The organism is Dechloromonas denitrificans, from assembly GCF_020510685.1.
Lineage (GTDB): Bacteria > Pseudomonadota > Gammaproteobacteria > Burkholderiales > Rhodocyclaceae > Azonexus > Azonexus denitrificans_A.
The window spans coordinates 2578634-2592653 of the sequence record NZ_CP075185.1; the positions used below are offsets into that span (position 1 = coordinate 2578634).

Genomic DNA, 14020 nt, shown 5'->3' on the forward strand with positions numbered 1-14020 from the left:
CATGTCGCCGCGCCTGCTCGCCCTCTGGCTCAAGGAAACCATCGCACTGATCCGCGACCGGCACGGCCTGCTGGCGCTGTTCATCATGCCGACCATTTTCATCCTGGTGATGACCATGGCGCTGCGCGACACCTTTACGCCGGGCGCCACGATCGATGCCGCCTACGTCGTGGTCGATCTCGATCAAAGCCCCCATTCGCAGGCGCTGGTCAAACGTCTCGACAAAGGCGCCGCCTTCCGCCGGCTGGACAATGGCGGCGATGCCGATGCGGCGCGCCAGGGAATACTGGCCAGGCGCCAGGCGCTGGCGCTGGTCCTGCCGAAAGGCTTCGGCCAACGCCTGCTGATCCCGGCCGGCGCCGACGGCCAGCCGAGCGCAGCCCTGCAACTGTTGATCGACCCCGCCCTCAGCCCGGCCCTGCAACTCGCCTTCCGCAACCAGGTGATGGCCGCCCTCGGCGCGGTGCGGGCCGACGAACTGACGCAACGCGCCGGCAAGCTGTTCGGGCTGCCCGTCGCCCCCGGCGGCTCGGTCGAAAAAGACTGGCCCGACGAAATCCGCAGCATCGCCGTGCGCAGTGATCAAAGCGCCGGACTGCCCTCGTCGGTGCAGCAAAACGTGCCCGCCTGGCTGATCTTCGCGATGTTCTTCGTGGTCATTCCGGTCTCCTCGATCTTCATCATCGAACGCCAGCAGGGCACGCTGCAACGCCTGCGCGCCATCGGCCTGCCTTTTCACCTGATCCTCAGCGGCAAGCTGCTGCCCTTCTTCGTGGTCAATCAGCTCCAGGCGGTGATGATGGTGCTGGTCGGCATGTTCGTCGTGCCGCTGTTCGGCAGCGAGGCGCTCGAACTACCGGGCAGCCTGCCGCAGCTCCTCAACTGGTGGATCGTTTCGGCCGCCGTCAGCCTCGCCGCGGTGGCCTGGGCGCTGCTCATCGCCAGCCTTGCCAGGACAGCCGAACAGGCGACCATCGTCGGCGGCGTCGGCAACATCCTGATGGGCGCCATTGGCGGCATCATGGTCCCGAAATTCATCATGCCGGCCACCATGCAGAAACTGGCGGCCCTGTCGCCGATGGCCTGGGGGCTGGAAGGCTTCCATGTCGTGATGCTGCGCCACGGCAGCTTTGCCGACCTGCTGCCCAGCCTGGCCCAACTGCTGCTCTTTGCCGGCCTCTCGCTCACCCTTGCCGTCTGGCTCAATCACCGCGCCCTCGCTGCCCGCTCATGAATACCGCCCTGATCCTCGAACTGAAAACCCTGATCATCGAAGCCTGCGACAAGGATTGCGACCCGGCCAGCATCACCGACGACGAACTGCTGTTCGGCCCGGAAGCGCCGCTGCAGCTCGACTCGCTCGACGCCCTCCAGGTTTCGATGGCGATCAAGAAAAAGTACGGACTGCGCCTGCCGGACAGCAAGGAAACCCGCCGCATCCTGTCGAGCGTCGGCAACCTGGCCGAGCATCTCGCCGCCTGGCGCGCCAGCCAGCCATGAAGCGAGCGGTTTACCTCGCCGGCAGCGGCCTGCTCTGCGCCCGCGGTGACTCGCCCGGCCGCGTGGCGGCAGCGCTGTGGGACGGCGAATGCAGCAACGGCACGGCCCGCCTGGGCGAACGCCAATTCCCCTACTTCAGCCTGCCGCTCGCCGCCACCGACTGGCTGAGCCGCGCCGCAACGGCGGTTGGCAAGGTCGCCGCCCAGCTGGCTCCGACCGCACCGGACACGCCGCTGTTCATCGCCTCTTCGTCGTTCCAGATCGGCCACTTCGAGCAACTCGGCGCGCCGTTCGCCATACCGCTGGCCGCCGCCTCGTTCAGCACCACGCTGGCTGGGTGGCTGCAGCTCGACGGCCCGCGCTACAGTTTCTCGAACGCCTGCATCTCCGGCTTCTCCGCCCTCGATGCGGCGCGCAGCCTGATTGCCGGCGGCCAGATCGACGAAGCCATCGTCGTCGGCATTGAATTCGCCAACCGCAGCACGCTGGCCGGCTTTGCCGCAATGGAACTGCTGTCGCCCGCCGCTTGCCGGCCCTTCGACGTCCGCCGTGACGGCCTGGTGCTGGGTGAAGCGGTGGCCGCCGTCCGCCTTTCCGCAACGCCCCAGCGCTGGCGGATCAGCGGCCTGCGCACTGGCATCGACGCCTGGTCGACAACCGGCCCCGACCCAGCGGGCGGACCGATCGCCGCAGTCATGCGCGATTGCCTGAACGAGGCCGATCTCCAGCCAGCCGACATCGAGCTGATCAAGCTGCAGGCCGCCGGCTCGCCGGGCAGCGACCTCGCCGAAGCCAATGCGCTACGCCAGGTTTTCGGCAACCGGGTGCCGCCCCTGCTGTCGCTGAAACCGATGCTCGGCCATACGCTGGGCGCCAGCGGCATCGTCGAACTGGCCGCCCTGCTCGGCTGCCTCGATGCCGACAAGATCCCGGCGACCGCCGGGTTCACCAAGGTCGATCCGGAAATCGCGCTGTTTCCGCTGGTTGACCGCAGCAGCGCCCACATCGAGCGGGCGCTGCTCAATCTAGTCGGCTTCGGCGGCGGTCTGGCGACGATGATCATCGAGCGCCAGCGATGATCCATCTCCACGCCATCGTCAATCAGCACAACACCCCGGATACGCTGCCGGCTGCCGTCCGGGCCGCCCTCGGCAAACCGCTGCGCCGCGCCGCCGGCCTGACCCAGCTTGCCCTGCTCGGCGCGCTGGCCTGCCTTCCCGCCGGGCGCCGCGCCTTGCCGACCGCCCTGCTCTGGCAATCGACCAGCGGCCCGCGCCAGGAAACGCTGACCCTGCTCGACGAAACCTGCACCGGGGGTGGCGAGCCGATGCCCTACGATTTTCTCGCCACCCAGCCGGCGATTGCCGCCGCCCAGATCCAGCCCTTTCTGCCCGGCCTGCGCTCGGCCATGCACATCCCGCTCGATACCGCCGGGTTGGCCAACTGGTCGCTGCTGCTGGCGCTGGCCGGCAACTGGCTGGCCGAAGGGCGCTACGCCCAGGTGTTGTGCGCCCACCTCGACCACGGCCCGGCAGCGGCCGACGGCCACTGGCTGGTGGTCGGCAACGAAGCGCTTGAAAACTCGCCGGCCAGCCTGCACTTCAGCCAGCCTGATGCAGCCGCCGGCCTGCCCGACACGCCGGACTTTCCCGCCCGTCTCGCCGCGTGGCTCGAACAGCCCGCCAGCCCGACGCAACATCTGCTGTCGCCAGCCAACCCCCGGCTCGCAGTAGAATTCACCCGACTCTAATTCTTACAGGCCACGCCATGTCCCAATTCTCCTTTGACGTTTCCATTGAAGACTTCGAAACCAAGGTTCTCGCCCCCGCCCAGGACGTGCCGGTGGTGATCGATTTCTGGGCCCCGTGGTGCGAGCCGTGCAAGGTCCTCAAGCCGATGCTCGAAAAGCTGGCCGAGGAATACGCCGGCCGTTTCCTGCTCGCCATGGTCGACTCCGATGCCAACCCGGAACTCGCCCAGCACTTCGGCGTGCGCAGCATTCCGTCGGTCAAGGTGCTGTTCCAGGGGCAGCTGGTTGATGAGTTCAATGGTGCCCTGCCGGAAGGCCAGCTCCGCGAATTCCTTGATCGTATCGCGCTGCCGGCCGGCCCCGGCGGCAACCTGCGCGAAGAAGCCGCCGCGCTGGTCACTGAAGGCAAGCTCGAAGAAGCCCTGGCCAAGCTGGTCGAAGCCAGTAAGGCCAAGCCTGACGACCAAGCCGTCCAGCTCGACGCCATCGACGTGCTGATGCAACTCGGCCGCAACGACGAAGCACAGCAACTGCTGGCCGGCGAATTCGCCCAGGAAGCCGAGCGCGCCAACGCACTGCGCGCCCGCCTGGCGCTGGCGGCCGGGGCCGCCGATACCGCCGAACTCGAAGCCAAACTGGCCGCCAACCCGGCCGATCACGCCACCCGCCTCGACCTTTCCCGCGCCTATGCGGCGCAAAGCCGTTTCCGTGAGGCCTTTGAAGCGGCGCTGGAAGTCGTCATCCGCGACCGGGCTTTTGGCGAAGGCGCCGGCCGCAAGGCGATCCTGCAATTGTTCGAAGCGCTCGGCGGCAGCGAGCAATACGACGATTTGATCCGCGAATTCCGCCGCAAGATGTCGGCTGCGCTGAACTGAGCCATCGCGCGAAGGCTTCGGCAGTGCAGCTCTTTTACACCGATGTCTTCGTGCTGCCGCTGCCCGCCGGCCATCGCTTTCCGATGGAGAAATATTCCCGGCTGCGGGCCAGCCTGCTGGCCAGCGGCGATTTTGCCGAAACCGATTTTCATCTGCCGCCCGCCGCAAGCGACGCAGAACTGGCGCGGGCCCACGACCCGGCCTATATCCACCAGGTCTGCAGCGGCACTCTGCCGGAAAAGGCGCAAAAGGCCATCGGCTTCCCGTGGAGCGCCGGCATGGTCGAACGCTCCCGGCGCTCGGCCGGCGCCACCATCTGCGCCTGCCGCTCGGCCTTCAGTCACGGCATTTCGGCCAACCTGGCCGGCGGCACCCACCACGCCTTCGGCGGGCATGGCGAAGGCTTCTGCGTCTTCAACGATGCCGCGGTCGCCGCCCGCGCCATGCAGGCCGAAGGTCGCGCCGGCCGCGTCCTGATCGTCGATTGCGACGTCCATCAAGGCAACGGCACGGCGAGCATCCTGGCCGGCGACGACAGCATCTTCACTTTCTCCATCCACGGCGCGCGCAATTTCCCGTTCGAAAAGGAGACCAGTGATCTCGATATCGAACTGCCGGACAACTGCCCGGACGAGGCCTATCTCCTTCGCCTCGAGGCCGGCCTGGATACCGCCTTCGCCCTCGCCCGCCCCGATCTGGTCATCTACCTGGCCGGCGCCGACCCCTACCACGACGACCGCCTGGGCCGCCTGGCCCTGAGTTTTGCCGGGCTGGCCGAACGTGACCGGCGCGTTTTGGCGCGCTGCCAGACCCTCGGCATCCCGGTGGCGATTGCCATGGCGGGCGGCTACGCCCGTCAGATCGACGATACGGTGGCCATCCACACGACAACCATCCGCCTGGCCAAAACCTTCTCGAATCGGCAAACGCCATGCCCCGACTGAGTTCGCGCCAGTTGCCGCAAACCGCCGCGCAGGCCACAATGCGCGGTCTCTCGCCAGTGCCATCGATCGGCCGGAAGCCGGAGCTTGCCACGGGGGAACAATGAAAGCACTGCGTCAGATCCTGAATTGGCGTTCACTGCGCACGCGGATCGCGGTCGGCATGCTGATCGCCTTCCTGACGGTGCTTTGGCTCAGCGTCTTGTCGCTGAGCCACACGCTGCGCCGGGACATGGAGGCAACGATTTCGGCCCAGCAGTTTTCGACCATTTCGCTGATCGCCAGCGAAATCGACCGCTCGATCCGCGAACGCTTGAGCATGGTCGGCTCGATCGCCGACAAACTATCCGGCACTGCGCTCGACGGCGACCAGGTGCAGACCTACCTCGATCAGCGCGACGTTCCCGAAAGCGTCTTCAACTGGGGCATCATCGTCGTCGACGCTCACGGCATCACGATCGCCAGCACGCCGGCCGAACACAAGCGACGCGGCGTCGATTTCAGCCATTACCCGGGCGTCGCGGAAGCGCTCGCCGGCCAGCGGTCGTTCGTCACCGATCCGCTGTTCAGCCAGTACAGCCAACAGCCGCTGGTCGCCATGCTGACGGCGATCACCGACCCGACCGGAAAAACCGTCGGCGCCGTGATCGGCATCACCAACCTGGCCAGACCCAATTTCTTCGATGAGGTCAGTGCCGCCAAATACGGTTTGACCGGCAACTTTGTCGTTACCGCACCGCGCACCCGTACCTATGTCGCATCCTCCGACAAGCAGCGGGTCATGAAAGCCGGACCGCCGCCCGGCGTCAACCCGGTCTATGACAGTTACATCAACGGAAGGGAAGGCTCGGGCACGGCCCGCAGTTCGCGCGGTGTGGTCGAACTGTCGTCGAGCAAGCGGATCGCCTCAACCGGCTGGCTGATGCAGTCGGTCCTGCCGGCCGATGAGGCTTTCGCCTCGATCCGCGCCATGCAACGCCATCTGCTGATCATTTCGCTGGGGCTGACCGGGCTGGCTATCCTGATCAGCTGGTGGTGGCTGCGCCGGCAATTGCAGCCGTTAAGCGAAGCATCCGAACTGCTGGCGGCGATGCGCGAAGGCAAGATTCCCCGCCAGCCGCTGCCGATTCGCCAAATGGACGAAATCGGCCAGTTGGCCGCCGCCTTCAACGGTCTGCAGGAAGTCATCGTCGCCGAAGAAGCGCGGGCCGCCGAATATTCCGCCAACCAGCGCTTGCGCCGGATCGTCTCCTACATTCCCGGCGTCGTTTTCCAGTACCGCTGCGACGCCGAGGGGAAGGCCAGCTTTCCGTTTGCCAGCGACGGCATCAACGAAATCTATGGCGTGCCGCCGGAAGCGCTGACGCAGAGTAGCGAACCGATCCGCCAGATGCTCTACCCCGACGACGCGGCACGTTTTTTCGAGTCGCTGAACGAATCGGCCAGGACGCTGACCCCGTGGCGCATCGAGTATCGGATCAAGCATCCCGACGGGCGGATCAAATGGCTGCTGACCAGCGCCCTGCCGGAAGCCGGTAGCGATCACAGCATCACCTGGTACGGTTTCATTGCCGACATCAGCGAAACCAAGGCCATGGAGGCCGAAATCATCCGCTACCGCGACCATCTGGAACAACTGGTCAGCGAACGGACGGCCGATCTCGAACTGGCCCGGGCCGAAGCCGAGCGACTGGCCAAGACAAAGAGCGAGTTCCTGGCCAACATGAGCCATGAAATCCGCACCCCGCTCAACGGCGTCATCGGCATGGCCCACCTCGGCTTGCACTGGTCGGCCGAGGGTAGCAAGGCGCACGACGCTTTCAGCAAGATCACCCATTCCGGCAAATTGCTGCTCGGGATCATCAACGACATTCTCGACTTCTCGAAAATGGACGCCGGCATGTTGAAAATCGAGGATACCGCGGTCGACCTGCGGAGCACCTTGAACGAAAGCATCGAACTGATGCAGCCACGCGCCACGGCAAAAGGCTTGATGCTGGCGCTGCGCCCGGCCGCCGAGCTGCCGGCCAGCTGTCGCGGCGATCCCTTGCGGCTGCGCCAGATTTTGCTCAACCTGCTGTCCAACGCCGTCAAATTCACCGCAGCCGGCAGCGTCACGCTGGAGGCCGGGCTGGACAACGACCAGTTGCTGTTCCGGGTGACCGATACCGGCATCGGTATCACGCCGGAACAAAACGCCAAGATTTTCAATCCCTTCGAACAGGGCGACAATTCGACCACCCGCCGCTTTGGCGGCACCGGTCTGGGTCTCGCCATCACCAACCGCATCGTTCGGCTGATGGGCGGCACCATCCGCATGGAAAGCACCCCGGGCGACGGCAGCTGCTTCGAGGTCCGTCTGCCCTACCGACCACTTCCAGCGGCCCAGCCGGTCACCCAACAAGTGCTCGGTAACAATGCCGACGATCAGTCAAAGTTGCTGGCCGGCCTGAATATCCTGGTGGCTGAAGACGTCGATATCAATCAGGAAGTGATGCGGGAGATTCTCGAAGAAGTCGGCGCCACCGTGACCATGGCCGACAACGGCCAACAGGCGGTAGACCAGATTCGCCAGAGCGCTCCGCATGCCTTCGACGTCGTGCTGATGGATATCCAGATGCCGGTGATGAACGGCCACGACGCGGCGCGTGAAATCGGTCGGCTGGCGCCCAACCTGCCGATCATTGGCCAAACCGCCCACGCCCTGGCGGAAGAAAAAGCGGCCTGCCTGAGTTCGGGTATGGTGGACCATATTTCCAAACCCATCGATCCTGACCAGTTATTCGCCATGATCCTCGCCCACACCCGACCAGCGCGCGTTTCGCCATGACCTCGACCGCCCTCTATTGCAGCCCTGCCCTGCGCCAGCTCGAAACCCGCCATGCCGGGCAGCCGCTGATGCAGCGCGCCGGCGCTGCTGCCGCCGACTGGGCCGCCCAGCTGGCCGGCGATTGCAACCAGCCCATCCTGGTCCTGGCCGGCCCCGGCAACAACGGTGGCGACGCCTTCGAAATGGCCCGTTTGCTGCATCAGCGGTTCTTCGATGTCCGCGTCGTCTTCGCCGGCGACAGCGCCCGGCTGCCGCCCGATGCCGCCGCTGCTTGCCAGCGCTTCCGCCAGGTCGGCGCGACCACGTCGCCAGAGATACCGGACGAAACAGGCTGGGCGCTGATCGTCGACGGGCTCTTCGGCATCGGCCTGAGCCGCGCCCCGGAAGGCCGTTACGCCGAGTGGATCGCGACCGCCAACCAACTGGCCGAACGCCACCGCTGCCCGCTGCTCGCTCTCGATTGTCCGAGCGGTCTCAATGCCGACAGCGGCGCAGCGCTCGGTACGCCGATCTGCGCCAGCCACACGCTGACCTTCATTGCCGCCAAGCCGGGGCTGCTGACCGCCGAAGGCCCGGATCACTGCGGCGAGATTCGCGTCGCCACCCTCGATCTCGCGCCGGAAGCGGAATTGTCGGCCGACGGCCGGCGCCTCAGCCGCCGCGATTTTGCCGAGCAGCTGAAGCCCCGCCTGAAGAACAGCCATAAAGGCAGTTTCGGCAGCGCCGGCATTCTCGGTGGCGCGCCGTCCATGGTCGGCGCCGTCTTTCTCGCCGGGCGCGCCGCGCTCAAGCTCGGCGCCGGCCGCGTCTATGCTGGCCTGCTCGATCACCAGGCGCCCGGCGTCGACCCGATCCAACCCGAACTGATGCTGCGCCGTCCCGCCGCCCTGCTCCAGACCCCGCTCGCCGCACTGGCCTGCGGCCCCGGTCTGGGCGTCTCGCTGGAAGCCTCCGAACTGCTGGAAACGGCGATCGGCCTGGATCTGCCGCTGGTGCTCGACGCCGACGCGCTGAATCTGGTCTCGAGTGAAGGCAACCTGCAAGTGGCGCTGGCCAGCCGCAGCAGTCCGGCCATCCTCACCCCGCATCCAGCCGAAGCGGCCCGCCTGCTCGAATGCAGCACGGCCGAGGTGCAAGCCGACCGCCTGACGGCGGCCCGCCAGATCGCCGAACGTTATCGCTGCCATGTCGCGCTGAAAGGCTGCGGCACCGTGCTAACCGCAGCGGACGGCCGCTGGTGGATCAACACCACCGGCAACCCGGGTATGGCGACCGCCGGCATGGGCGACGTGCTGAGCGGCATCATCGTCGCCCTGCTCGCCCAGGGCTGGCCGGGCCTGCCGGCGCTGCTCGCAGCGGTGCACCTGCACGGCGCCGCCGCCGACCGCCTGGTCGCCGACGGCAGCGGGCCGGTCGGCCTGACCGCCCACGAGACCGTCGACGCGGCCAGAAAGCTCCTCAACCAATGGGTAGCCGAGCGCTGAGCGCCATGCATCCCGCTGGCCCAAACGTTACAATTCGCCTCCCCGTCCGCCGATCCCTGCTCCCATGACCATCGAATTCGATACCCCGCTCGCTCCTGAAATCACCCGTAATGTCGATGCTGCGCTGACCGAGGACATCGGCAGCGGCGACCTGACCGCCAGCCTGGTACCCGGCGAGCGTCGGGTCAAAGCCACGGTCATCTCGCGCGAGGCGGGCGTGCTGTGCGGGACGGCCTGGTTCGACGCCTGCGTTTGCCGGCTCGATCCGCAAGCCAAGGTGCAATGGCAGGCCAGCGATGGCGAGCGCATTGCCCCGGATCAGATCCTCTGCACCATCGAAGCCAATGGCCGCGCCCTGCTTTCAGCCGAACGCAGCGCCCTGAATTTCCTGCAACTGCTTTCCGCCGTCGCCAGCAAGGCCCGCATTTACGCCGATGCCATCGCCGGCACCAAAGCGCAGGTTGTCGATACCCGGAAAACCCTGCCCGGCCTGCGGATTGCCCAGAAATTCGCGGTCCGCTGCGGCGGTGGCGGCAACCATCGTCTGGCCCTGTGGGACGCCATCCTGATCAAGGAAAATCATATTCACGCCGCCGGCGGTATCGCCGAGGCGCTGGCCGCCGCCCGGAGCGTTGCCGAACAGGCGGCCGAGCGCTGCAAATTCATCCAGATCGAAGTCGAGTCGATTGAAGAGCTACAGACGGCGCTCGCCGCCGGCGCGACGATGATCCTGCTCGATAATTTCCCGCTCGACATGCTGCGCCAGGCGTCCAGCATCAACGCCGGCCGCGCGATACTCGAGGCTTCCGGCAACGTCAGCCTGGAAACCATCCGGGCCATCGCCGAAACCGGCGTCGACCGTATTTCAGTCGGCGCCCTGACCAAGGACGTCAAGGCGCTCGACCTGTCAATGCGCTTCGTCGGCTAGGCTTTATGGCTGTTTGTCGTCATAATTCGGGCTAACTGATCGAATGACGATTGCCTTGGGGGATTCGAATGCTGTTTGCGCTGTTCTATGTGCTCGCCATTGCCATTCTGGTGCTGCATTTCACGGGCTTTCTCGCCCGCCACGATCTGGAATGGCTGGTCCTCGTGCTGGCCGTGGCGGTTTTCCCCGCCGTCATCTACCTTTAAGGCTTGCGCGCCAGCAGATCGATCAAGGCCGAATGTCCGGCATGGGCGCGGCCTTCCTCGATGACCTCTTCGTGCTCGCGCAGCAGCAAAATTTCCCAGTCGGCAAAAATTTCACGCAACAGCGCAGCGGTATACAGATTTTCCACGGCTGACGGACCACCGGTCCGGAACTTCAACTGATCAGGCGTATAGCCCTGGAGCAGCAACAGCCCGCCGGGCTTGACCGCCTCCTTCATCCCGGCCAGCAGACGCGGCCGCTCAGCCGGCCCGGCGAACTGGATGAAAATACCGACCACGGCATCGAACGCATTCTGCGGCCACGTCCAGTTCAGGATATCGGCCTGCACGAAGTCGACGGCGACATGCCGACTGCGCGCCAGCCTGGCCGCCTTCTCGAGCCCCACCGGTGAGATTTCAGCGGCCGTTACGGCACAGCCCTGCTCGGCCAGCCAGACCGAATTGCGGCCTTCGCCATCGGCCACCGAGAGAACGCTGACGCCGGCGCCAAAATAGTCGGACTGCGCCGCCAGAAACTTGTTGGGCGCCGTACCGAACAGGTAGTCGTCGCCCGCTTCCCGGTAGCGGGCCGACCACAAGGCTTCGTGGTCGAAACTCACACGCGTTCGACGAGGAACTGCTTGATGGCGTTCACATCCGGCGCCATGACCACGACCCGCTGCGCCAGTTGCTCGATGCCGGCCAGGTCGGCCGGACGCACCGGCTCGGTACCCAGCGCCTCGCGGATGGTTTCCTCGAACTTCGCCGGCTGGGCGGTTTCCAGCACGATCATCGGCACCGCCGCCTGGCGGTGCTCGAGCGCCACCTTCAGGCCGTCGGCGGTGTGGGTGTCGAGCATCACGTTGTACCGGCCCTGCGCGAAGCGGATGGTCTTGATGCGGTCACTGTGCGTACTCTTGCCGGAAACGAAACCGAAATCGCCGATTTTCGACCAGTGCTCCGTAGCCGACAAATCGAAGGCCTGGCCCTTGTCGACCTTGGCCCACAATTCGCGAACCAGCGCGGCGTCGCGGCCGACCAGATCGAAGACGAAGCGCTCGAAGTTGGAGGCCTTGGAAATATCCATCGACGGGCTCGAGGTGATGCTGGTTTCCGCCGCGTTGCGCGGCCGATAGACGCCGCTACGGAAGAATTCGTCGAGAACGTCGTTCTCGTTGGTGGCGAGCACCAGTTGCTTGATCGGCAGGCCCATCTGGCGGGCGATGTGGCCGGCGCAGATATTGCCGAAATTGCCCGAGGGAACGGCAAAGGCGACCTGCTCGTCGTTACTCTTGGTGGCCAGGAAATAGCCCTGGAAGTAATAGACGATCTGCGCCGCGACGCGCGCCCAGTTGATCGAATTGACGGCGCCGATCTTGTATTTCTTCTTGAACTCGGCATCGTTGGAAACCGCCTTGACGATGTCCTGCGCATCGTCGAACAGGCCGGTAACGGCAATGTTGAAGATATTGGTGTCTTGCAGCGAGTACATCTGGGCGCGCTGGAAGGCGCTCATCTTGCCATCCGGCGAAAGCATGAAGACCTTGACGTTGTGCTTGCCGCGCATCGCGTATTCGGCGGCCGAGCCGGTGTCGCCAGAGGTGGCGCCGAGGATGTTGATCGACTCGCCACGCTTGTCGAGCACGTACTCGAAGAGGTTGCCGAGCAGCTGCATCGCCATGTCCTTGAAGGCGAGCGTCGGGCCGTTCGACAGTTCCTGCGTGTACAGGCCGTCTTCCAGTTTGGTCAGCGGCGTGATCTGCGCCGCATCGCCGCCATTGCGGGTGTGACGATAGACGTCGGCGGTGTAGGTCCTGGCGACCAGTGCCTTGAGGTCGGCCGGCGGAATGTCGGTGATGAACTTCGACAGGATGGCGTAGGCCAGGTCGGCATACGACAACTGGCGCCAGGCATCGAGCTCGGCCCGGCTGATCTGCGGATAGCTTTCCGGCAGATAGAGGCCGCCATCCGGCGCCAATCCACCGAGAAGGATGTCGCAGAAAGCCTGGGGCGCGGCGTTACCGCGAGTCGAGATATAGCGCATGGCGAAGCCCTGAAAAGCGAAAAGCGGGAATTTTACCGCGTCGACCGCGATACACGCACGGCTTGCAGCAGTCCGCCGATAAAGAGCAGCATGGCGCCGGCCAACAGCATCGCGGCCAGCCAATCGAAGCCACTGATCACGGCGACTGCCGCGGAGAAGAACAAGGCGCCCCGCCAGTTGCCGGTAGCGGCCAGTCGGCGGCGCATTTCAGCCCGTGCCGGCATTTGCGGCCCCGGCCAGCGCCAGACCGGTAGCAGTTGGCTGAGCGCCCCGGTTACCAGCGGCAACAAAAAGCCGGCCCCCCAGGCCAGCAGGCCGGGTCGCCCCGGCATCAATCCCGCACCGTGCGCGACACCGGTGGCTAAAGCCAGGATCAAGCCGGCCAACGCCGCCAGCAACGATGCCGCCACGCCATCGCTGAGCAACAACCGGATACCGAATCGGCGGACCCACTGGCCGACCAGACCGAGCGCCGCGACCAGCACGAGCGCCGCACCGGGCACAGCAAATGGCCAGAGGATGGCGCTTCCGGTGGCGACCACGACCGCGCCACCGGCGACCAGCCAGAGCCGCCGCCGCAACCAGCCGCTCGCCTCCGGATCGGGCTGGGCCAAAGCGGTTGGCAGCAAAACCGGCAAGGTACCGAGGGCAGCCAGGCCAACCAGGCCAATCGTATTCAGGTGCAGATGAAACAGGCGCAGCCCATGCCAGTGCTGCGGCCACAAGGCCATCAAGACGACGGCCAGCAGGGCCAGCATCAGGCAACCGAGCGCCGCGCCATACCAGCGCCAGCCCGGGTGGGGCGAGCCGATGCAGGCCCGAGCCCGGCCCGCGATCCAGTTGAGCAAAATGGCTGCCAGGATGAGATCGACCACTGCCGCAGCCGGCAACACCTCACGCGGCAGCAGCCCCTGCAAGGCACCGACGACGCCCAGCCCGGCCAGTTGAGCGACAGCCGGGAGTCGGCCGATCCAGCGTCCGGGATCGCCGGTGCGGGTCAGTACCGGCACGAAATGACTCATCGCCGCAAAGATAAGCGGCACGATGCCGACCGCGAAGGCCAAGTGCAGGACCGCCAGCCGCGAGCCCAGCCCGGACACCGCCAGAATGGCGCTGCCGAGCAAGGAAAGAAGCGTCAGGCTGGCGGTGTAAATCAATCAGCCGACGACGGAAAAATCGATCACGATAGCCCCCGGTTCGCGCTGCTGGTACTCGATATTGACGTGCGCACCGTAACGCTGCTGTAGTTGGGCGAGCAGCGGCAAAGGATCGTGGTCATTGCAGAAACGCATGGTTTCACCGGGTTGCAGGGCGTCGAGTGCGCCAAAAATGGCGGCATGGCGAAAACGCTTGGCGATGCCGCGGGCATCAAAGGGATACAGGGCTTCGGGAGTGGTGTGGTTACAGGCATGAATGGGTTGCATCATAACTCCTTGAAAGACATGCCGGAATGGCATTTGCCGGC

The 14020-nt window shown here is 65.5% G+C and carries 14 protein-coding genes; 10 read left to right on the plus strand and 4 right to left on the minus strand.

The features are described from left to right. Position 1: 1 nt before the first annotated feature. The 10 genes from KI611_RS12335 to KI611_RS12380 all read left to right on the plus strand — a co-directional run bounded on the left by KI611_RS12335 (position 2) and on the right by KI611_RS12380 (position 10514). Positions 2-1234 carry an ABC transporter permease gene (locus KI611_RS12335; RefSeq protein WP_226415718.1) on the plus strand — a complete coding sequence of 411 codons (1233 nt, stop codon included), beginning with the start codon at positions 2-4 and terminating at the stop codon, positions 1232-1234. Beyond that, positions 1231-1500 carry a phosphopantetheine-binding protein gene (locus tag KI611_RS12340; RefSeq protein WP_226415721.1) on the plus strand — a complete coding sequence of 90 codons (270 nt, stop codon included), beginning with the start codon at positions 1231-1233 and terminating at the stop codon, positions 1498-1500. The genes KI611_RS12335 and KI611_RS12340 overlap by 4 nt, the downstream gene beginning before the upstream one ends. Then, positions 1497-2579, plus strand: coding sequence for a beta-ketoacyl synthase N-terminal-like domain-containing protein (locus KI611_RS12345; RefSeq protein WP_226415724.1), 1083 nt, complete (start codon positions 1497-1499; stop codon positions 2577-2579). Before KI611_RS12340 ends, KI611_RS12345 begins: the two co-directional genes overlap by 4 nt. Continuing rightward, a complete protein-coding gene (locus tag KI611_RS12350; protein WP_226415726.1) occupies positions 2576-3250 on the plus strand; it encodes a hypothetical protein in 675 nt (224 codons plus the stop codon). The genes KI611_RS12345 and KI611_RS12350 overlap by 4 nt, the downstream gene beginning before the upstream one ends. A 17-nt stretch (positions 3251-3267) precedes the next feature. Then, positions 3268-4125 (plus strand): tetratricopeptide repeat protein, encoded by an 858-nt coding sequence (locus tag KI611_RS12355; RefSeq protein ID WP_226415728.1) that lies wholly within the window; start codon positions 3268-3270, stop codon positions 4123-4125. Positions 4126-4148: 23 nt separating this feature from the next. Continuing rightward, entirely contained in the window at positions 4149-5069 is a 921-nt protein-coding gene (locus tag KI611_RS12360) for a histone deacetylase (protein WP_226415731.1), read from the plus strand. A gap of 100 nt (positions 5070-5169) precedes the next feature. After that, positions 5170-7896, plus strand: coding sequence for an ATP-binding protein (locus tag KI611_RS12365; protein ID WP_226415733.1), 2727 nt, complete (start codon positions 5170-5172; stop codon positions 7894-7896). After that, positions 7893-9380 (plus strand): NAD(P)H-hydrate dehydratase, encoded by a 1488-nt coding sequence (locus tag KI611_RS12370; protein WP_226415736.1) that lies wholly within the window; start codon positions 7893-7895, stop codon positions 9378-9380. The genes KI611_RS12365 and KI611_RS12370 overlap by 4 nt, the downstream gene beginning before the upstream one ends. Positions 9381-9444: 64 nt before the next feature. Continuing rightward, entirely contained in the window at positions 9445-10308 is an 864-nt protein-coding gene (gene nadC / locus KI611_RS12375) for a carboxylating nicotinate-nucleotide diphosphorylase (protein WP_226415738.1), read from the plus strand. Positions 10309-10376: 68 nt separating this feature from the next. Then, a complete protein-coding gene (locus KI611_RS12380; RefSeq protein WP_226415751.1) occupies positions 10377-10514 on the plus strand; it encodes a hypothetical protein in 138 nt (45 codons plus the stop codon). On the opposite strand, the gene KI611_RS12385 is transcribed toward KI611_RS12380, so the two are convergent. From KI611_RS12385 to KI611_RS12400, 4 genes are read right to left on the minus strand one after another with little or no spacing between them, the layout of a single operon-like run. After that, positions 10511-11131 carry an SAM-dependent methyltransferase gene (locus KI611_RS12385; RefSeq protein WP_226415753.1) on the minus strand — a complete coding sequence of 207 codons (621 nt, stop codon included), beginning with the start codon at positions 11129-11131 and terminating at the stop codon, positions 10511-10513. The two genes, KI611_RS12380 and KI611_RS12385, sit on opposite strands and share 4 nt — an antisense overlap. Continuing rightward, on the minus strand, positions 11128-12555 hold the full coding sequence (thrC, locus tag KI611_RS12390; RefSeq protein WP_226415755.1) for a threonine synthase: 1428 nt from the start codon (positions 12553-12555) through the stop codon (positions 11128-11130). The genes KI611_RS12385 and thrC overlap by 4 nt, the downstream gene beginning before the upstream one ends. A gap of 32 nt (positions 12556-12587) precedes the next feature. Continuing rightward, positions 12588-13712 carry a hypothetical protein gene (locus KI611_RS12395; protein WP_226415757.1) on the minus strand — a complete coding sequence of 375 codons (1125 nt, stop codon included), beginning with the start codon at positions 13710-13712 and terminating at the stop codon, positions 12588-12590. After that, positions 13713-13982, minus strand: a complete 270-nt coding sequence (locus KI611_RS12400) for a DUF2249 domain-containing protein (protein WP_226415759.1) — start codon at positions 13980-13982, stop codon at positions 13713-13715. Positions 13983-14020: the final 38 nt, after the last annotated feature.

Bases quoted from the DNA above. Each gene is read 5' to 3' on its own strand.
- KI611_RS12370 (WP_226415736.1), top strand. From the start codon at position 7,893: ATGACCTCGACCGCCCTCTATTGCAGCCCTGCCCTGCGCCAGCTCGAA.
- nadC (WP_226415738.1), top strand. From the start codon at position 9,445: ATGACCATCGAATTCGATACCCCGCTCGCTCCTGAAATCACCCGTAAT.
- KI611_RS12400 (WP_226415759.1), bottom strand. From the start codon at position 13,982: ATGATGCAACCCATTCATGCCTGTAACCACACCACTCCCGAAGCCCTG.
- KI611_RS12355 (WP_226415728.1), top strand. From the start codon at position 3,268: ATGTCCCAATTCTCCTTTGACGTTTCCATTGAAGACTTCGAAACCAAG.
- KI611_RS12350 (WP_226415726.1), top strand. From the start codon at position 2,576: ATGATCCATCTCCACGCCATCGTCAATCAGCACAACACCCCGGATACG.
- KI611_RS12335 (WP_226415718.1), top strand. From the start codon at position 2: ATGTCGCCGCGCCTGCTCGCCCTCTGGCTCAAGGAAACCATCGCACTG.
- thrC (WP_226415755.1), bottom strand. From the start codon at position 12,555: ATGCGCTATATCTCGACTCGCGGTAACGCCGCGCCCCAGGCTTTCTGC.
- KI611_RS12345 (WP_226415724.1), top strand. From the start codon at position 1,497: ATGAAGCGAGCGGTTTACCTCGCCGGCAGCGGCCTGCTCTGCGCCCGC.
- KI611_RS12380 (WP_226415751.1), top strand. From the start codon at position 10,377: ATGCTGTTTGCGCTGTTCTATGTGCTCGCCATTGCCATTCTGGTGCTG.
- KI611_RS12365 (WP_226415733.1), top strand. From the start codon at position 5,170: ATGAAAGCACTGCGTCAGATCCTGAATTGGCGTTCACTGCGCACGCGG.
- KI611_RS12340 (WP_226415721.1), top strand. From the start codon at position 1,231: ATGAATACCGCCCTGATCCTCGAACTGAAAACCCTGATCATCGAAGCC.